We start from the raw sequence: 20,655 nt of genomic DNA on the forward strand, positions 1-20,655 counted from the left end.
GAGAATCCTTATAGGCTTTCTAATCGAGATTTGTCATTATATTTTATGTATAAGTTTAAACTTCAATTGGAAATCTTATATAGATATCTGAAATCAAAAGCAGTTAGTAACTTTAGTTAAGAGTTAAAAAATTGTAGTTTGAGAGGTTATATACTTTTAAATTGAAATTGATAATTGAAATATGGGGGAAGTTTGTGTGAAAAAGGTTTTAATAGTAGAAGATGAAGCTTCTATAAGAGGATTTTTAAAAATAAATTTTAAAAGAAACAAGTTTATAGTGATAGAAGCAAGTACGGGAGAAAGAGCTTTAGAAAAGGCAAGAACTGAACATCCAATAGTTACAATATTAGATGTAATGCTTCCTGGAATGGATGGATTCAAGACTTGTGAAATACTTAGAAGAGAATTTCCTAAAATGGGTATAATAATGCTTACAGCCAGAAGTCAGGATATGGATAAGATAATGGGTTTTGGATTTGGAGCAGATGACTATGTAATAAAACCTTTCAATCCCCAAGAGTTAATAGCTAGAGTAAATGCACTTTTGAGGAGAATAGGAATACAAAGTGATAGTAAAAATGAAGTGCTTGTATCGGGTGAATTTAAAATAGACGAAGGAGCCATGAAAGTCTATAGAAGTGAACAGGAATTAGAACTTACCCCAAAAGAATATATGTTGATGAAAATATTTATAGAAAATCAAGGAAAAGCTTTAAATAGGAATGAACTCCTAAATCTTGTCTGGGGGTATAGTTATCCTGGAGATGCAAAAATAGTTGACGTAAATATTAGAAGGCTTAGAGAGAAGATAGAAGAAAATTCTTCAAAACCAAAATATATTGAGACTGTTTGGGGAGTAGGGTATAGATGGAGAAAAGAATAATATGTTAAATGGAATAAAGGAAAGAATGATAGGAAGCTATCTATTTATAATAATTTTTACTGTAGTGATAATTGAATCTTTTTTGATATTCTCCATTAGCAGATACTATTATAAAAATATGGAGAATATGGTTTCTAATCAAATAAAAGTTTCTGTAGATTTTTATAATAGCTATCTAGCTTCTTCCAGTTTAAAAAAAAATATAAGTGACAATGCAGATATATTTTGGAAAAATACTTCTGCAGAAGTTCAAGTAATAGATGTTTCAGGAAGAATGCTTATGGATTCTATAGGAAACTTTATACCTGGTAAAGTGAAAGGGGAAGACATAAAAAATGCTTTAAATGGAGATTTAGGCATTTCTATAGAAACAGATAAAAAAACTAGTGAAAAAGTGTTGTATGTATCTAAAGCTTTAAAATCCAATGGAAAAGTTGAAGGAGTACTTAGATTTGCTACTTCTCTTTCAGAAGTGGACACGATAATAAAAAAAATATCTTTTATGCTCATATTTATAGGAATTGCAGTAATAGTAATGGCAGGAATTGTAAGCGTGTTCATTTCAAATAGTATAACAAGACCGGTAAGAGAGGTCACAGCTATGGCAAGAAAAATGGCGAGTGGAAGATTTAATGAGAGAATTGAAAAAAAGAGAGATGATGAGATAGGGGAACTATTTGATGCACTAAATTTTATGGCAGATGAGATATTAAAAAATGAGAAGCTAAAGAACGAATTTGTAGCCTCCGTATCCCATGAACTCAGAACCCCACTTACATCTATAAAGGGATGGGCTTCTACTATGAGAACTGGAGATTTCAGTGATAGGGAAGAATTACAAACTGGACTTGAGATAATAGAAAATGAAAGTGATAGGTTAACTAAAATGGTAGAAGAACTTTTAGACTTTTCTAAATTTATATCTGGTAAAATTACACTGAAAAAAGATTATGTAGATATAAAAAGTACTATAGAATATATAAAAAAGCAATTTTCTCTAAGGGCATGGCGACAAAATATAAACTTTTCTGTAAAAGTTCAGGATAATATGCCTTTGGTTTTACTGGATGAAAATAGAATTAAACAGGTGCTTAACAATTTGCTGGACAATGCATTTAAATTTACGCAAGAAGGAGGAAAGGTAACTTTAAAGGCTTTTATGAGAGATGAAAACTTAATTGTGATAGTAGGTGATACTGGAATTGGGATACCTGAAGATGAACTCCCAAAAGTCACTGAGAAGTTTTTTAAAGGCAAAAGTGATAAGTGCAGCAACGGAATAGGACTATCAATATGCAAAGAAATAGTTTTACTTCATGGAGGAAAAATTGAAATAACAAGTGAATTGGTTAAGGGAACTGAAATAACTTTGACCATTCCAGTAGAAGACAACTAGAATTTTAGAAAAGGTGATATTTTTGAAAAAACTTACTGCACTTATTGGTATTTTAGTTGTATGTATAGTATTTGTAGTGTATAAAAATATAAATTCTTCTCTTAATCCCAACATTGTTCCCGTAAAGAATATAAATTTACCTATTGCAGGAACATGGATTTTAGATAGATATGTATTTACAGGGGATTCTTCTATTTCTGAGGACAAGGCTAAAAGTATGCTAGGTGAAAAGGCTGAATTCAGTGATAAGGGAGTATACTTTGATAATTTGACATGTAAAAATCCTAGTTTTAAAGTAAAAGTTTTAGATAGTCAGGATTATTTTCAAAGTAATTTTAAAATTGACCCCTCTTCCATAGGAATAAATGAAAAGTACATAAAAGTGGTTACTGTGTCTTCTGAAGATAATTTTTTTGATGAATTCATTCAGATAAATAGAAACGTAATGTTAAAGTTTACAGATGGAATAATATTTTTTTTCGTTAAGGATGGCACACAAATAAACAATTCTGAATTTAAAAATATAGATAAAAATAATTCTAAGATTATAATTCCCAAGAGTCAAAAAGAGACAAATTCTAAATCTGGATTGCTTTTAGGACTTAAGTGTATTGATGAGTCGGGACTAGGGTGTAATTATAGAACTTTGTGGATAAGTTCCTCATATGGGAAGATTATGCCTATTGTGAATATAAAAGATTTAGTAATTCCAAGGAAAAGTGGATTTTGGAAGGTTGGAGTAAAAAAAGTATGGGAAAAAGGTGTGAAAAAGGATATTGTTTGGGGCGAAACCCTTGGAAACAACAAAACTTCAAGAATTAAGTATCGTAATATTTCTGGGATTAGCAGCGAAATATTATTTGTAGGTGAAGAATATATTTCTATGGATGACAAAAAAGTTTATAATGATGATGATGGTGACCAAAGATTTGAAAATGGAGATTTTAGTGTACTTCCTCTAGATAATTTCAATGGAAATAGGATGGATTTTTCTAAAGCTTTTGGGGATGATGCAGGGAGTAGATTAAAATATAGTGCAGATTTATATTTAAAAAAGATGAACTTAAGTAAAAATAAAATAGATGAAAATAAGCTGCAAACTAATTGGTCTGTAGATAGGAGAAGCGGCAGGTGGATGCTAAGAGGGAGAATTCCTTATGGTAATTTTGATGTAATGTATGCAGCTCCTACAATTTTAACTGATTATGATGATTTATATCCATCATTTGATGTAATAAAAAAAGAGATACCAGATGCAGTGGATGCGTATACTTCTCCAAATAGGGACTTTATAGTTGTTTTAACTGAAACTGAGTTAAAAATCTACTCTTTAAATAATAAAAAAATAGGCAAACTAGACAGGGAGTTTGACTTGAAAAATGGAGAAACAGCAGTTATGTCTCAATGGTCATTGGGAAGTTATGTAGATGAATGGAATAAATTAATTAAGAATATGAAGAAAAATTAATATTACAGGTGTGTGATTATTATGAGCATAAGGTTTATATATGGAAGGGCAGGAAGTGGAAAAAGTTATTATTGCCTTCAGAGCATAAAAAAGAGAATAGAAGAAAATGAAAATAGAAATCTCATATTTTTGGTACCTGAACAATTTTCTTTTCAAGCAGAGAAAAATTTATTAAAATCAGTAGGACAAAAGGGAATGTTAAAAGCTCAGGTACTGAGTTTTAAGAGAGCTGCAGAAAGAGTGTTTGGTGAAGTAGGTGGTGGTACAAGAAAGCATGTAAATGATTCAGGAAAAGCTATACTTCTCTATGAAATAATAGAGAGGAATAAAAAGAAATTAAAGGTATTTGGTAAATCTACTAAAAAACAAGGTTTTGTAAATATGATTTCAGATATGATAACTGAATTAAAAAAGTATAACATATCAATTAAACTCTTACAAGATAGTCTAGATAGAATAGAAAATATAAATCTGAAAAACAAGTTAGAAGATATAATAATAATTTACTCGGAGTTTCAGGAGAGGCTTTATAAGAATTATATAGATTCTGAGGATATACTATCCCTGCTATATGAAAAACTTGATAGATCTAATTTTTTTAACAATGCGGAAGTATGGATTGATGAATTTTATAGTTTTACGCCTCAGGAATATAAAGTACTGGAAAAGATTATATGTAAATCATATAGGACAAATATAACCTTATGTACAGATATTTTAAGTGAGAATTCTTCTCTTGAAAGTATGGACTTATTTTTACCTACCAAAGTTACCGAAAAAAAACTTTTAGAAATAGCTAAAAATAATAATATAGCCTATGACAAACCAAAATCATTAAAATCCAATTCTTATGGCAGATTTAAAGATAATGCAGAGATTGGACATCTAGAACAATATATTTTTTCATATCCTTACAAAACTTATAAAAGATCAAATTCAAGCATAAGGGTATTTAAGGCCTTAAATAAATATACTGAAGTGGAAAATAGTGCTCGGGACATATTAAAAATGTGCAGGGATGAAGGTTTTAGATTTAGAGATATTTCAGTTGTAACGGGAGATTTGGATGGATATGAAAATATTATAAAAGCTGTGTTCAATCAATATAATATACCTTATTTTATAGATAAAAAAAGAGAAATTGATGATAGTCCTATTATAATTTTAATAATTTCAGCCGTAGAAATACTTTCAAAAAATTGGTCCTATGAATCTGTATTTAGATATTTAAAAACAGGACTTTTGAATTTAGAATTTGATGAGATAGATATGCTAGAAAATTATGTGCTTGCTAATGGAATAAGAGGAAAAAAATGGACTGATCCAAAACCGTGGAATTATAGAATAAACTATGGAAATTTTGATGAAGAAATATCTGAAGAAGAGGCAGAATATTTAAAAAATATAAACTGTATAAGGGATAAAGTTAGGGAACCTATTTTAAAGCTTTCGGAAGATATAAAAGGTAAGAAGACAGGACAACAGATGTGTGAAGGACTATATAATTTTTTGCTCAATTTAGAGGTGCCAGAAAAAGTGGAGGCACTTATAAAGGAGTTTAGAAATACTTCTAAATTAGATAAGGCAAATGAGTATAGCCAAATATGGAATATAGTAGTAGACATATTAGATCAAATAGCAGTTGTTATAGGGGATGAATCCATTGGAATGGGGCTATTTAGTGAAGTGCTTGCAAATGGCTTTTCCCAATATGAAATAGGAGTAATACCTGCATCATTAGATCAAGTTTTAGTCAGTAGTGTAACTAGGTTAAGAAGTCATGATGTAAGAATACTTTATATTGTTGGAGTTAATGATGGAATATTTCCAGCATCTATATCTGCAGATGGAGTATTTACAGATGAAGACAGGGATGAACTGAGGAAAAGAGGAATGGAACTTGCAAAAGATACTAGAAGCAGGGCTTTTGAAGAACAACTTTTAGTATATGGAATACTTACTAAAGCAGATAAATATTTAACACTGAGCTATTCAATGAGTGATGAAGAAGGAAAAAGTAAAAGACAATCTATTGTCATATCTATTATAAAGAAATTATTTCCTAAGATTCAAGAAGAGAGTAATTTAAAAGGTATTTTGGGAGAGAGAGCAGGGATAGAAGCTGTAAATGGACCTAAAGATACATTTAGTGAATTGATTTCAAATATAAGAAGAAGTATAGAAGATAACAATTCTGTAGATCCACTTTGGATTAATGTATATAGATGGTATAAAAATAATACTAGTTGGAGTAAGAAAGTTGAAACTGTTTTAAAAGGATTTTCCTATAATAATTACATTGAAATTTTAGACAAAAGTAAAGTTAGAAGACTTTATGGAAGCCACTTGAATATAAGTGTTTCAAGACTAGAGAAATTTTCAGAGTGCCCTTTTGCATATTTTGTACAGTACGGACTTAAAGTTGAAGATAGAAAAATGTATAATTTAAGTTCTCCGGATTTGGGAAGCTTTATGCATGATATACTTAAAAAGTTTTCCATACAGTTAAAAGAAAAAAATTTAACCTGGAATGATATAGATAAGAATTGGTGTGAGGAAAATGTAAAAATTGTAGTAGATAGTACTTTAAGTGGTATACCAGGGTCTATATTGAACAGTTCAAAGAAGTATAAACATATTACAGATAATTTAAAAAAGATACTTACAAGGTCAGTATGGCTTATAGCAGAACATATGAAAAGAGGTAAATTTGTACCAAGGGCTTACGAACTTTCTTTTGGAGATTCTGGAGATATACCTCCTATTTCAATAAAACTTCACTCTGGAGAAGAAGTTAGTCTCATAGGAAGAGTGGATAGAATAGATTTATTAGAGCAGGATTCAGTTGTATATCTTAGAATAATAGACTACAAATCTGGTAGAAAGGAATTTAAGCTGTCAGATATATATTATGGTTTTCAAATGCAGCTTTTAATATATTTGGATGCCATACTTGCGGAACTGGATGAAAAATTTAATAAAGAAGGTATACCGGGAGGAATATTATATTTTAAATTGGATGATCCCATAATAAAAACAGAAGGGAATATAAGTGACTCTGAGATAGAGAAGAGGATACTTAAGAGTCTTAGGATGAACGGATTGCTTTTAAATGATCCTGAGATAATAAGGCAAATGGATAGCGAAATGGAAAAAACCTCAGATATTATATGTGCTTCCATAAAGAAAGATGGTAACCTTTCAAAGGTTCAATCATCTCTAGCAACTAGGGAGCAATTTGAATTACTAAGGAAATATGTAAGAAGCACAATAGTAGACTTAAGTGAAAAGATACTAAAAGGGGATATAGAGGCAGTTCCATATAAAAATAAAAGCAAGACAGGATGTAGTTATTGTATTTATTCTGCTATTTGCCAATTTGATACATCTATAAAAGGAAATGAATATAAGATAATTAGAGATAAAAAAGATGAAGAAGTTTGGAAGGATATTGAAGAAAGAGTTGGAAAGTAAAATTTCGAAGGAATAGTTGCAAAATTTGAAGAATTATATGGAACTATTTACTAGAATAATGGTACAGATATATATATGATAGTAGTACAGATATGTGTATATTTTACAGTTACAAAAGATATTGTAAAAAATATATAAAGTATAATTGACAGGTCAAATGACTTATTATATAATAAATTTGTAAAAACGTTATCAAAGCATTTTAAATATTTATAAAAGATCTGAAGTATACGTAAGCTTTAGTTTTGAACCTACGTTATATAAACGGAAGTTCAATATTTAGATGTGTACATGAAGCCTACTTATAATTGAAAGTTTAGGAAGATGGAGACATCTGTGAGAACATCCACCTATTTTTGGATAGGTGTCAAAGTAAGGTTAAACGGTATTTTGGATAAAATAAAAGTAATCGTGAAGATTATGATTTCTAAAGAGAGGTTGAGAGATCTCTCTTTTTATGTTCAACATAATGTATCTGTATTTCGTTTTAATCCATTTTAAAAGCATATTTAAAAAGTGCTTGAAAAAATGGAACTATTCTTTTAAATTGCAATAAAATCTCAATAAAGTATTTAAAAAAATTAAACAAAAGTAACCTTAGTAACCTTGACTTTAAATTCTGAATATTTTAAAATGAAATTGTAATCGGTAAAAGTAATTTATAGGCAAATTTAATATATAAAGTTATTGGGGGGTTAAACAATGGATAAAAAAGTTTTAACTGTTTGTCCTTACTGCGGTGCTGGTTGTAAGTTATACTTGCATGTAAAGGATGGTAATATAATTAAAGCAGAACCTGCTAATGGTAGGACAAATGAAGGGTCCTTGTGTTTAAAAGGACGATTTGGCTGGGATTTTCTAAACGATCCTAAGATATTGACATCTAGACTTAAACATCCAATGATAAGAAAAAATGGAGAGTTAGAAGAGGTAAGTTGGGATGAAGCTATTAGTTTTACGGCTTCAAAGTTGTCACAAATAAAAGAGAAATATGGACCTGATTCTATAATGGGAACAGGATGTGCTAGGGGTTCTGGAAATGAAGCAAACTACGTAATGCAAAAGTTTATGAGGGCGGTTATTGGAACCAATAACATAGATCACTGTGCCAGAGTTTGACATGCTCCTTCTGTAGCCGGTCTGGCTTACGTTTTAGGAAATGGTGCTATGTCAAATGGAATACATGAAATAGATGATACAGATTTACTGCTTATTTTTGGATATAATGGAGCAGCTTCGCATCCAATAGTTGCTAAGAGAATAGTTAGTGCAAAACAAAAGGGTGCAAAGGTAATAGTTGTAGATCCACGTATAACAGAGTCTGGTAGGATAGCAGATTTATGGCTCCCTATAAAAAATGGAACAAATATGGTTCTTGTAAATACTTTTGCCAATATACTTATAAACAAGCAATTTTATGACAAACAATATGTAGAAGATCATACTGTTGGTTTTGAAGAATATAAATCTATAGTTGAGAATTATACTCCTGAATATGCAGAAAAAGTTACTGGTATACCTGCAGAGGATATAGTAGAAGCTATGAAAATGTACTCCAGTGCTAAAAATGCTATGATATTATATGGTATGGGAGTATGCCAGTTTGCTCAAGCTGTAGATGTAGTTAAAGGATTAGCTTCTATAGCATTATTAACTGGAAATTTTGGAAGACCTAATGTAGGCATAGGACCTGTAAGAGGCCAAAACAATGTGCAAGGCGCCTGCGATATGGGAGCACTTCCTAATGTGTACCCAGGTTATCAAAGTGTAACTGACGATGCAATTAGAGAAAAATTTGAAAAAGCTTGGGGAGTTAAGCTTTCAAACAAAGTTGGTTATCACTTAACGCGAGTTCCTGAATTAACGCTTAAAGAGAATAAAATAAAGGCATATTATATAATGGGCGAAGATCCAGTTCAAAGTGATCCTGATTCTAATGAAATGAGGGAAACACTTGATAAAATGGAACTTGTAATAGTTCAAGATATATTTATGAATAAAACTGCACTCCATGCAGATGTAATTTTACCTTCTACGTCTTGGGGAGAACATGAAGGAGTATTCAGTTCTGCTGATAGAGGATTCCAGAGATTTAAAAAGGCTGTAGAACCTAAGGGTGATGTTAAACCAGATTGGGAGATAATTTCAGAAATCGCATGTGCTATGGGTTATGATATGCATTATAACAATACTGAGGAAATATGGGACGAACTTATAAATTTATGTCCAAATTTCAAAGGAGCAACTTATAAGAGATTGGATGAATTAGGAGGAATTCAATGGCCTTGTCCATCTGAAGACCATCCAGGAACTTCTTATCTCTACAAAGGAAATAAATTTAATACACCTACTGGAAAAGCAAATTTATTTGCAGCAGAATGGAGACCTCCTATAGAGAAGACAGATGAAGGATATCCACTTGTTCTTTCTACAGTTAGAGAAGTAGGGCATTACTCTGTAAGAACAATGACAGGAAACTGTAGAGCACTCCAGCAGTTAGCTGATGAACCAGGATATGTACAAATTAATCCAGTGGATGCAAAGGCTAAGAAAATAATAGATGGTGAGCTTATGAGAGTAAGTTCACGAAGAGGTTCTGTGGTTGCCCGTGCACTTGTTACTGAAAGGGCAAATAAAGGAGCAGTTTATATGACCTATCAATGGTGGGTAGGTGCATGTAATGAGCTTACAGCTAATAATTTAGATCCAGTATCAAAAACTCCTGAATTAAAGTATTGTGCAGTGAAGGTAGAAGCTATAGAAGATCAGAAAGAAGCTGAAAAGTTTATAAAAGATCAATATGCTTCAATAAAGAAAAAGATGAATGTTTAATATAAAGATGGCTAAAAAGACCTTGATTAAAAGGTCTTTTAGCCAAAAGCTTTAAATCAATAGGAGTTGATAGACTGTGATAGACGTACATGAAGCATTCAATATAGTAATGAATAATACAAAACTGCTTAAAAGTGAAGATATGTCCCTGATAAATTCTCTTAACAGGGTATTGGCAGAGGATATAAGCTCAAAAGATAATCTTCCCCCATTTGACAAATCCTGTATGGATGGGTATGCTTTAAAAAGTGAAGATACTAAGGAAAAAATGTCAAAATTTCAAATTAAGGGAAGCATAAAGGCGGGAGATTTTTCTGATATAGTATTAAAAAATGGTGAAGCCATAAAAATAATGACAGGAGCTCCAGTACCAAAAGGTGCAGATGCAATTATTCAAATAGAAAAAGTAAAAGTAGAAGGAAAAGAACTTCATGTATTGGAAAAGGTATCTCCTGGAACCAACATATTTAAAACTGGTGAGGAGATAAAAATTGGTGATGTTGCTTTAAAAAAGGGAAAAATCGTAAGACCTGCAGAAATAGGGTTATTGGCATCACTAGGTTATACTAAAATAAAATGCTACAAAGTCCCTAAAATTATAATAATAAATACAGGGGATGAACTTATAAATATAGATCAAAACTTAATGCAAGGTAAAATAAGAAATTGTAATGAATACACATTAATTGCCCTTATTAAAAATTTAAACGCAGAAGTTAAATCGTATGGGATAATAAGAGATGATAAGAATAAAATTTTTAATGCTATAAAAACTGCATTTGAAGAGGGAGATATAATCATAACTACTGGAGGAGCATCTGTGGGTGATTACGATTTTATAGAAGATGTTCTTAAGGAAATAGGAACAGATATAAAATTTACTTCGGTAGCTATTAAACCAGGAAAACCAGTTGTTTTTGCAACTTTTAAAGATAAATTATTCTTTGGACTTCCAGGAAATCCACTTTCAGTAATAAATTCATTTGAAAGTTTTGTAGCACCATCTATTAAAAAAATGATTGGAAGAGATGATGCATTTCCTGAAGAATTTCCTGTAACTTTAAAAGATGATTTTAAGTCAGGAAAAGAAAGAGACTGTTATATGTATGTAGATATAAAAAAGGAAGATAACCATTATTATGCTTATGATGTAGGAAGACAAGATTCCAATGGCCTTTTTACACTTACTAAGTCAAATGGCGTGGTTATCATGAAAAAGGGAACTAGTATAGCAAAAGCTGGAGATATTTTAAATGGAAAATTTATATTCAAATAAGAGGTCAGTAATTTCTATTATTTCATCTAGTTCAAATTCAGGTAAGACTACCTTAATAGAAGGAATAATAAGAATTTTAAAAAGCAGAGGATATAAGGTTGGTGCAATAAAGAATGATGCTCATAAGTTACAGATAGATTATCCAGGAAAAGACAGCTTTAGATTTACAGAGGCAGGTGCAGACAATGTTGTTATTGCATCGGATAATACAGTGGCTATGATAAAAAAAGTAAGTGGACCAAAAAGTATAGAAGAATTGCTGTTGCTTTTTCAGGATGTAGATATTGTAATAGTGGAAGGTTTTAAGGGCAACGAATTTCCTAAAATAGAAGTATACAGGAAAAATGCAAGTAAATGTTTACTCTACAAAAATTCTGAATATAATTTTCAAAATTTTGTAGCTATTGTAACCAATGAAAATTTAATAACTGATATTCCTGTATTTGATATAAATGATACAAAAAAAGTAGCTGATTTTATTGAAAGCAACTTTATAGGAGGTAACAAAAATGGAGAAAACCATGGAACTTCATGTAGTCAAATATGACAAAGAATGTAAAAAGACAGTGGAGGAATCAACTATTTGCGAATATCCTTTAAATGTATTTGTAAATGGTGAACATTTGACAGTGCTCTTATGTACTCCTGAAAAGCTTAAGGAATTAACAATAGGTTTCTTGGTCTTTAAAGGTATTATAAAATCTCTAGATGAAATAAAATCTTTAGAGATAGATGAAAAAAGTGGAGCGTCCAGGGTAATCTTGAAAAATAGACAATTTAATAAAGAGTTGTATTCAAAGCAAGTACTTCCTACAACATTTAATGAAAATGAAAAAAGTAAATTCTTTTCATATATTATTGATTCCATGAAAATTAGTCTAATCAATAATGATAATGTTTACATACATGTTGATAAAATCTATGGCTTAATGATGGACAATCTTGGATATTCCAAGACTTTTAAACTCACTGGAGGAGCACATTGTGCAGCTCTTTGTGATGAAGATAAAGTAATATCTATTTGTGAGGATGTGGCCAGACACAATGCTGTAGACAAGCTTATAGGTGAGGCATTTATAAAAAATATTTGTTTAAAAGATAAAATAATATTTGTGAGCAGCAGGGTATCTTTTGAAATGGTATATAAAATTGCTAGACTTGGGGTACCTATAATAATATCTAAATCTGCACCTACAAATCTTTCTATAGAATTTGCAAAAGCTTTAAATGTTACATTAATTGGATTTGTAAGGGGAGAAAGAATGAATGTATATACAAATCCACAGAGAATAATATAGTAATTTCTGATAATACATTTTTGAATATAATCTTAAAAAATTAGTCATATAGTTATATAAAAATAATATAATATTTAATGTTGATAATTAGTTCTTAATTAAATAGGACTAAATTTATATTTTAATTTTTAAATAAGGTAATTAAAATAATTTTAAATTAAATATGTTATATGTTTTAAAATTATTTCTTAAGCATAGAGGCTCAAATCTTTGATTTAGAGCTAATATCTTATTCCTTCTAATATTTTAAGGGGGAAATCAATTATAATATTCAAATGGGAGGGTGAAGTATTTAATGTTAACTAAACAGCAAAATGAAGACCTGTCTGGACAAGATGTAATTGAAAAATATCCTAAAGAGCAGAGATTTACTCTTGCTATACTACAGGATATACAGAGAAAGTACAAATATATACCCAGAGAAGCACTGGAGAATTTAGCTAAGTATTTGGACACGCCTGTAAGTAGACTGTATGGTATGGCTACTTTTTATAAGGCATTGAGCCTTACTCCAAAAGGGGAAAACATAATAACTGTATGTGATGGAACCGCTTGCCATGTTGCTGGTTCTATGGTTGTAATGGATGAACTTGAAAAGGCAATAGGAATTAAACCAGGTGAAACTACAGAAGATCTTAAATTTTCAATAAATACAGTTAACTGTATAGGATGCTGTGCAATAGCTCCTGTCATGATGATAAATGACAAATATTTTGGAAATTTAACACCTAAACTGGTTGAAGAAATTCTTAGTGAGTATAGGAGTGAAAGCCATGAGTGATAAAAAAATTGTCAATATATGTTGTGGAACAGGTTGCTTAGCTAAAGGCAGCAAGGAAGTATATGAAGAAATGAAGGCACAAATAGCTAAATTAGGGGCAAATGCAGAAGTAAATGTTAAATTAAAAGCAACAGGTTGCGATGGATTGTGTGAGAAAGGTCCTGTACTGAAAATATATCCAGATGACATTGCATATTTTAAAGTTAAAGTAGAAGATGTAGAAGACGTAGTAAAAAAGACATTGATGAATGGGGAAATAATTGAAAAATTATTATATTTTGAAACTGCTACAAAACAGAGATTAAGAAATCATAAAGAAAGTGAATTTTGTAAAAGACAATACAAAATTGCTCTCAGAAATGTTGGTGAAATAGATCCAATAAGTTTGGAAGATTATGTTGAAAGAGGCGGATATAAAGCTCTTAAAAAAGCAATAAGCAGCATGAAACCTGAAGATGTGCTTGAAGAAATAACAAAATCAGGTCTTAGAGGAAGAGGTGGAGCAGGATTCCCAACAGGACGTAAATGGAAAACTGCTGCAGATATTGATACATCACCTATATATGTAGTATGCAATGGTGATGAGGGAGATCCTGGAGCATTTATGGATAGAAGTATAATGGAGGGAGATCCTAACAGTGTTATAGAAGGTATGACATTGTGTGCCTATGCAGTAGGAGGTACAAACGGCTTTGCTTATATAAGAGATGAATATGGACTTGCTGTAGAAAATATGCAGAAAGCTATTAATAAAGCAAAAGATGAAAATTTATTAGGTAATAATATATTAGGAACTGACTTTTCCTTCGATATACAGATAGTAAGAGGTGGAGGAGCTTTTGTATGTGGTGAGTCTACTGCACTTATGTCATCTATAGAAGGTATGGTAGGAGAACCTAGAGCTAAATATATACACACTACAGAAAAAGGATTGTGGGGACAACCTACTGTTTTAAATAATGTAGAAACTTGGGCCAATGTACCTATAATAATTGAAAAAGGTGGAGATTGGTATCATGCTATAGGAACTATGGAGAAGAGTAAGGGAACAAAAGTATTCTCATTAGTTGGAAAAGTTAAGAATACTGGACTTGTAGAAGTACCTATGGGAACTACTCTTAGAGAAATAATATATGATATTGGCGGTGGAGTATTAAACGACAGAAAGTTTAAGGCAGTTCAAATAGGTGGACCTTCAGGAGGATGTTTACCATCTGAATATTTAGACTTGCCAGTAGATTATGATACTTTGGTTAAAGCGGATTCTATGATGGGTTCCGGCGGAATGATCGTAATGGATGATAGAACCTGTATGGTAGATGTAACTAGATATTACTTGAGTTTCTTAGCTGAAGAATCTTGTGGAAAGTGTGTACCTTGTAGAGAAGGCGTAAAGAGAATGCTTGAAATACTCACTGATATATGCAATGGTGATGGAAAAGAAGGAGACATAGAAGAGCTTCTTGAAATATGTTCCATGACAAGCAAGGCATCTCTGTGCAGTCTTGGTAAGAGTGCTCCAAATCCAGTAAAAGCAGCTATAAGATATTTTAGAGATGAATTTGAAGAACATATAAAGAATAAGAGATGTAGAGCAGGAGTTTGTAAGAAACTTACTACATTTGGTATAGATCAAGATAAATGTAAGGGATGCGATATGTGTAAAAAGAATTGTCCAGCTGATTGTATAACAGGGGAAATTAAGAAACCACATACAATAGATGCTGATAAGTGCTTGAGATGCGGTAACTGCATGAACATCTGTAAGTTTGATGCTGTTAAGGTTTTATAGGGAGGTGAATGTAGATATGAAAATTACAATAGATGGAAAAGCTTGTGAAGCTGAAAAAGGAGAATTCATATTACAAATAGCAAGAAGAAATAATATATATATACCTACACTGTGCCACAGTGATGCATTGCCTGGGCTTGCTAGCTGTAGACTGTGTATAGTTAAAGTAGTAGATAGGGGACGTGCAAAGATAGTAACTTCCTGTATATTCCCTGTAAGTAAGGAAGTAGAAGTTATAACTAATGACGATGAAATAAAGAGAATGAGAAAAAACATAGTTATGCTTTTAAAAGTAAGATGCCCTGAAAATAAAGAAGTAAATGAATTAGCTAAAGCCTTTGGAGTAGAGGAAAAGAGAGTAAAGAGGTTCAAATTGGATCCAGAACAAAATTGTGTTTTGTGCGGACTTTGTGCAAAAGCTTGCAAGGAATTAGGTACTGGAGCAATCTCAACAGTTAATAGGGGTATGTATAAAGAAGTAGCAACTCCATATCACGAATCTTCACCAGAATGTATAGGATGTGCTTCCTGTGCAAATGTTTGTCCAACTAATGCAATAAAAGTTGTGGATAAAGATGGAGAAAGAGAAATATGGGGCAAAAAATTCAAGATGGTTAAATGTGATTTGTGCGGAGAATATTTTGCTACAGAAGAACACGTAAAATATGCTTACAATAGGCTTGGAAAAGAGCAGCCAGAAAAGCTTATGTGCAGCAGCTGCAAGAAGAAAGTTACAGCCAAAGATGTCAAAAATATTTTTGAGAACGTGTGAAAATTAAAAGAGGGGTGGTAATTTAAATGAAACCAGAGTTTAATTCTTTTGTAATAGCCGATCCTGACAAGTGCATAGGCTGTAGATCTTGTGAGATTGCCTGTGCTGCAAAACATAGAGAAGATACTCAAGGAAAAACTATTGGAACTATGAATAATAAAGTTACTCCAAGGTTATTCTTTGTTAAAAATAAAGGAAATGTAATGCCGGTACAATGCAGACATTGTGAGGATGCACCATGTCTAAATGCCTGCCCAGTTAATGCTATAGTTGAAAAAGATGGAAGTATCATTATAAATGAAAGTGCATGTATAGGGTGTCAGACCTGTACAATAGTATGTCCGGTAGGTGCTGTAAGTTTACTTCCTAGAACTCAAGGTAAAGTAGTTACAGGAGGAATTCAGGTTAAAGTAAGAGCAGCAGCTTATAAATGTGATTTATGTAAGGAAGAGGGAGGAGAACCTGCCTGCGTCAAAGAATGTCCAAAAGAGGCCTTAAGGTTAGTAGATCCTAGAGAAGATAAAAAAGATCGTAGTGTGAAAGCTGCTATGGAACTGTTAAATATAAACGCAAATCTCTAATTTATAAGTTATAAAAATCCGGAAAAGAAAGGAATGTTAAATATGCCAACTAGTACTTCTATGATAAATATAGATGAAGAATTATGTACAGGCTGCAGACGATGTGCGGATGTCTGCCCTGTAGATGCTATAGAAGGTGAACAGGGTAAACCTCAGAAGATAAATACTGAAAAGTGTGTTATGTGCGGACAATGCATTCAAGTTTGTAAAGGCTATCAATCTGTATACGATGATATTCCTACTCCAGTTAGCAAAAGGTTATTTGATAGAGGATTGTTAAAGGAAGTAGATGAACCATTATTTGCAGCATATAATAAAGGTCAGGCAAAGAGAGTTAAAGAAATTTTACAAAACAAAGATGTATTTAAAATTGTGCAATGTGCACCTGCTGTAAGAGTTGCTATAGGAGAGGATTTTGGAATGCCTCTTGGAACTTTAAGTGAAGGAAAAATGGCAGCTGCACTCAGAAAATTAGGATTTGACAAAGTATATGATACAAACTTTGGTGCAGATCTTACTATAATGGAAGAAGGTAGTGAGTTACTAAAAAGAGTAGCTGAAGGTGGAGTTTTGCCAATGTTTACTTCTTGTTGTCCAGCATGGGTAAAATATGCAGAACAAACATATCCAGAACTTTTACCTCATCTTTCAAGTTGTAAGTCTCCAAATCAGATGGCTGGAGCTATATTTAAAACTTATGGAGCAGAGATAAATAAGGTTAATCCGGCTAAAATTTATAATGTATCTGTTATGCCATGTACATGCAAGGAATTTGAAAGTGAAAGAGAAGAAATGCATGACAGTGGACACAGAGATGTAGATGCAGTTATAACTACAAGGGAATTAGCACAACTGTTCAAAGATGCTGATATAGATTTTAATACTATTGAAGAAGAACAGTTTGATACTCCTCTTGGTATGTATACTGGTGCAGGAACTATATTTGGTGCTACAGGTGGAGTTATGGAAGCAGCACTTAGAACTGGATATGAACTTTATACTAAAAAAACTATTCCAAGTATAGATCTTACTATGGTAAGAGGTGGAGAAGGTTTTAGAACTGCTGAAGTAGATTTAGGAGATATTAGACTAAAAGTAGGAGTAGTTTCCGGCTTAAAAAATGTAAAAGATGTTATGGAATCAGTAAAGGCAGGTAAATGTGATTTACACTTTATAGAGGTTATGACTTGTCCTCAAGGATGTATAAGTGGTGGAGGACAACCTAAGGTTATACTTGATTCAGATAAAGAAGAAGCTTATAATAATAGGAAAAAGGGACTATATAATCATGACGCTAATCTTACTTATAGAAAATCACATGAAAATCCAGAAATAAAGAAAATATATGATGAGTTCTTAGACAAACCATTAGGAGCTAAGTCTCATGAATTATTGCACACTAAATATATCTCAAGAAAAAAGGAGAGTTAATAAAATGAAGAATTGCCTCGTAGTAGCAGATCCTAATAAATGCATAGGATGTAGGACTTGTGAAGCAGCTTGTGGTATTGCACATTCAGGAGGGGACTTTTTTAATACAAATGTATCCAAAATTAATTTTAATCCTCGCTTAAATGTGATAAAAACTGCTAAAGTAAGTGCTCCTGTTCAATGCAGACAATGCGAAGATGCACCTTGTGGTAAAGCTTGTCCAGTTAACGCTATTTCAAATGAAAATGGTTATGTTAGTGTAGATAAAGATGTATGTGTTGGATGTAAAATCTGCATGTTAGCTTGTCCTTTTGGAGCTATTGAATTAGCTTCTCAATATAAGGATGGAGAAGTTGTAGACCAAAAGGGACTTAAGATGAGTGAGGAAGGTAATCCTACTGTAAATGGAAAAGGAAGAGTGGTAGCAAATAAGTGTGATCTTTGCCAGGATAGGGATGGAGGACCTGCTTGCATAGAAGTTTGTCCTACAAAATCTCTCAAATTAGTTACTTATGATGACAATAATAATATAGTTGAAAAAAAAGATGACGACGAACGTGAAGTAGGCTAAAGATTATATAAAATTATAAATAAAAGTTAGGAGCTTTCATCATAGCATATGGTGAAAGCTCTTAGCTTTTTATTGTATATAACTTAACTCAATTTCTTAAATATCAAAGTACAAAGATTAAAGAACAAATAAGGATAAGTTTCTTCCTAACGTCAGAAAATATTAAAATTATAGATTTCCTGAGGTACAAGGGAAATCATCTTTATCTGTTCTTTGCTATTTGAAATTTGTTCTTTTTAAAAAATTTGCTTTTCATTATTTTTTATTAAATCAAAATTTCATATGTGTGAAAGTTGAGTAATTTGGATAAGCAAAAAATACTCCAGCATAGGGGTCTAACTATGCTGGAGTATTTTTACTTAGATTTTAGGCTTTTAGGTTTAGGGCTATTAAAATGTTTTTTCAAACATATATTCACATTTATATTAAAGCAATTTTTGTGCCAATTGTTGTCCTATTGAAACAAGACGCTTTATATTTATATAATATCATAATGACACAAAAAGTCAATATCATTATGATATTATATAAATATTTATCATAATGATACAATAATTTTTTATGATTATTCTCAAAATGTGATATACTAAAACTAAATAGAAGATTTACATATTGAGGAGGTTATAGAATGGAAGATATGAGTTTTCTAGATGATGTAGGTAGTATGTGCAGGATTGATATGGACAGTATATTGGAATATGATATATCATCTTTTATACTTAAAGCTATTTTTGATTGCTGTTACGATGGTCTCATAATTACAGATGAAAACCTTTTAATAAAAAAAGTGAATATAACAACTGTTAAAATACTGGGAGTAAAAGAAGAAACTTTATATTTAACTTATTTAAATGAAATATTAAAGGATGAAATATTAAAAACTGTAGTACTTACTGGAGAAAACAAGTGGTCACAAGATTGCAGTTTTTATATAGATGGAAAAAGGATAAGATGTGTTGTAAATTTGGTGCCTGTAAAATTAAGAGGACGAATTATAGGATTGGTACTTGCTATTAGAGATACTAAAAATTTGCATAAAATGGTAAACAACTTAGTGGGTTATAAGGCCTCATTTACTTTTGATGATGTTATTACAAAAAATGAAAGGGAGAAAACTGTTATAAAGTTAGCTAAAAGAGCAGCTAAAACAAATTGCAATATACTCATAGAAGGTGAAAGCGGCACGGGAAAAGAAGTATTTGCGCAATCTATTCATAATTACAGCAGTAGAAGTAAGGGGCCTTTTGTAGCTGTAAACTGCGCTGCAATACCTAGAGAATTAGTAGAAAGTGAACTTTTCGGATATGAAAAAGGTGCTTTTACTGGTGCGTCAAAAGGAGGAAATCCAGGAAAATTTGAATTAGCAGATGGAGGTACAATATTTTTAGATGAAATAGGAGAACTTCCACTTGATATTCAATCAAAACTTTTGAGGGTATTAGATAACCTTAAGATAGTTAGAGTTGGAGGAAACTATGAAAAATCTATTGATGTAAGAGTAATTGCGGCAACAAATAGAGTACTTAAAGATGAGGTTGAAAACAAAAATTTTAGAGGAGACCTTTATTATAGACTTAATGTCATGAATATTCATCTTGTTCCTCTAAGAGATAGAAAGGAGGATATAGAACTTTTAGCTCAGTATTTTGTGAGTCAGCTTAATATTAAGAATCCATGTGATCCCAAATATATAGACCCTTCTTACATAGAAAAGCTGAAAAGATATAATTTTGAGGGAAATACAAGAGAACTTAGAAATGTAGTTGAAAGATCCTATTATCTTTGTGAGGATACAATGATAACTTCAAAGTACCTTATTGGTAGGGGTGGAAAAGCTGAAGCACCAATAAGTAATGATTTATCAAAAGAGGTTTTACCTTTGGAAGTAGTAGAAGAACGGTGTATTCGAAATGCACTTCAATATTGTAAGGGAAATGTCATGAAGGCGTCTGAATTATTACAAATAGGTAAGGCGACTATATACAGAAAAATAACTAAGTATTGTATAGATTTGAATTTATACAATGATAAATCTGAAAATTAATTTAACTTTAAAATTAAAGTATAGTTATAATACTAATAAATATAATAAAAAAGCGA

The 20,655-nt window shown here is 31.5% G+C and carries 15 protein-coding genes and 1 other RNA gene; all 16 read left to right on the plus strand.

Annotated elements, in window-relative coordinates:
• Positions 1-196 precede the first annotated feature (196 nt).
• The 16 genes from B5S50_RS14575 (at position 197) to B5S50_RS14650 (ending at position 20,599) form a co-directional block, all read left to right on the plus strand.
• The gene (locus tag B5S50_RS14575) at positions 197-883 is read left to right on the plus strand and encodes a response regulator transcription factor (RefSeq protein WP_207644804.1); all 687 of its coding nucleotides are present in this window, start codon (positions 197-199) and stop codon (positions 881-883) included.
• A 1-nt stretch (position 884) separates the two neighbouring features.
• Positions 885-2,279, plus strand: a complete 1,395-nt coding sequence (locus tag B5S50_RS14580; protein ID WP_065078181.1) for an ATP-binding protein — start codon at positions 885-887, stop codon at positions 2,277-2,279.
• Between the two features lie 13 nt (positions 2,280-2,292).
• Positions 2,293-3,747 carry a hypothetical protein gene (locus B5S50_RS14585; protein ID WP_242872123.1) on the plus strand — a complete coding sequence of 485 codons (1,455 nt, stop codon included), beginning with the start codon at positions 2,293-2,295 and terminating at the stop codon, positions 3,745-3,747.
• Between the two features lie 21 nt (positions 3,748-3,768).
• Entirely contained in the window at positions 3,769-7,221 is a 3,453-nt protein-coding gene (gene addB / locus B5S50_RS14590) for a helicase-exonuclease AddAB subunit AddB (RefSeq protein WP_217302184.1), read from the plus strand.
• Positions 7,222-7,436: 215 nt separating this feature from the next.
• Positions 7,437-7,622, plus strand: a non-coding RNA gene (gene ssrS / locus B5S50_RS14595) — 6S RNA.
• Between the two features lie 301 nt (positions 7,623-7,923).
• Entirely contained in the window at positions 7,924-10,053 is a 2,130-nt protein-coding gene (fdhF, locus tag B5S50_RS14600; protein WP_217302185.1) for a formate dehydrogenase subunit alpha, read from the plus strand.
• A gap of 76 nt (positions 10,054-10,129) precedes the next feature.
• The gene (gene glp / locus B5S50_RS14605; RefSeq protein WP_065078186.1) at positions 10,130-11,329 is read left to right on the plus strand and encodes a gephyrin-like molybdotransferase Glp; all 1,200 of its coding nucleotides are present in this window, start codon (positions 10,130-10,132) and stop codon (positions 11,327-11,329) included.
• Complete coding sequence (gene mobB / locus B5S50_RS14610) at positions 11,307-11,876, plus strand: molybdopterin-guanine dinucleotide biosynthesis protein B (protein WP_065078187.1); 570 nt, start codon at positions 11,307-11,309, stop codon at positions 11,874-11,876. The genes glp and mobB overlap by 23 nt, the downstream gene beginning before the upstream one ends.
• The gene (gene fdhD / locus B5S50_RS14615; RefSeq protein WP_065078188.1) at positions 11,839-12,627 is read left to right on the plus strand and encodes a formate dehydrogenase accessory sulfurtransferase FdhD; all 789 of its coding nucleotides are present in this window, start codon (positions 11,839-11,841) and stop codon (positions 12,625-12,627) included. Before mobB ends, fdhD begins: the two co-directional genes overlap by 38 nt.
• Before the next feature lie 295 nt (positions 12,628-12,922).
• Positions 12,923-13,408 carry an NADH-quinone oxidoreductase subunit NuoE gene (gene nuoE, locus B5S50_RS14620; protein WP_065078189.1) on the plus strand — a complete coding sequence of 162 codons (486 nt, stop codon included), beginning with the start codon at positions 12,923-12,925 and terminating at the stop codon, positions 13,406-13,408.
• Complete coding sequence (locus B5S50_RS14625; protein WP_065078190.1) at positions 13,401-15,200, plus strand: NADH-ubiquinone oxidoreductase-F iron-sulfur binding region domain-containing protein; 1,800 nt, start codon at positions 13,401-13,403, stop codon at positions 15,198-15,200. Before nuoE ends, B5S50_RS14625 begins: the two co-directional genes overlap by 8 nt.
• A 16-nt stretch (positions 15,201-15,216) precedes the next feature.
• Entirely contained in the window at positions 15,217-15,972 is a 756-nt protein-coding gene (locus B5S50_RS14630) for a 2Fe-2S iron-sulfur cluster-binding protein (protein ID WP_023162856.1), read from the plus strand.
• 26 nt (positions 15,973-15,998) lie between these two features.
• Positions 15,999-16,553: a 4Fe-4S dicluster domain-containing protein gene (locus B5S50_RS14635; RefSeq protein ID WP_013237376.1), complete on the plus strand. Its 555-nt coding sequence runs from the start codon at positions 15,999-16,001 to the stop codon at positions 16,551-16,553.
• Positions 16,554-16,595: 42 nt separating this feature from the next.
• Positions 16,596-17,984: a [FeFe] hydrogenase, group A gene (locus tag B5S50_RS14640; protein WP_083985648.1), complete on the plus strand. Its 1,389-nt coding sequence runs from the start codon at positions 16,596-16,598 to the stop codon at positions 17,982-17,984.
• A 4-nt stretch (positions 17,985-17,988) separates the two neighbouring features.
• Entirely contained in the window at positions 17,989-18,555 is a 567-nt protein-coding gene (locus B5S50_RS14645; RefSeq protein ID WP_065078192.1) for a 4Fe-4S dicluster domain-containing protein, read from the plus strand.
• 664 nt (positions 18,556-19,219) lie between these two features.
• On the plus strand, positions 19,220-20,599 hold the full coding sequence (locus B5S50_RS14650) for a sigma-54-dependent Fis family transcriptional regulator (protein WP_242872124.1): 1,380 nt from the start codon (positions 19,220-19,222) through the stop codon (positions 20,597-20,599).
• Positions 20,600-20,655 lie beyond the last annotated feature (56 nt).

Source organism: Clostridium sp. 001 (genome assembly GCF_019056555.1).
GTDB classification, from domain to species: Bacteria; Bacillota; Clostridia; order Clostridiales; family Clostridiaceae; genus Clostridium_B; species Clostridium_B ragsdalei.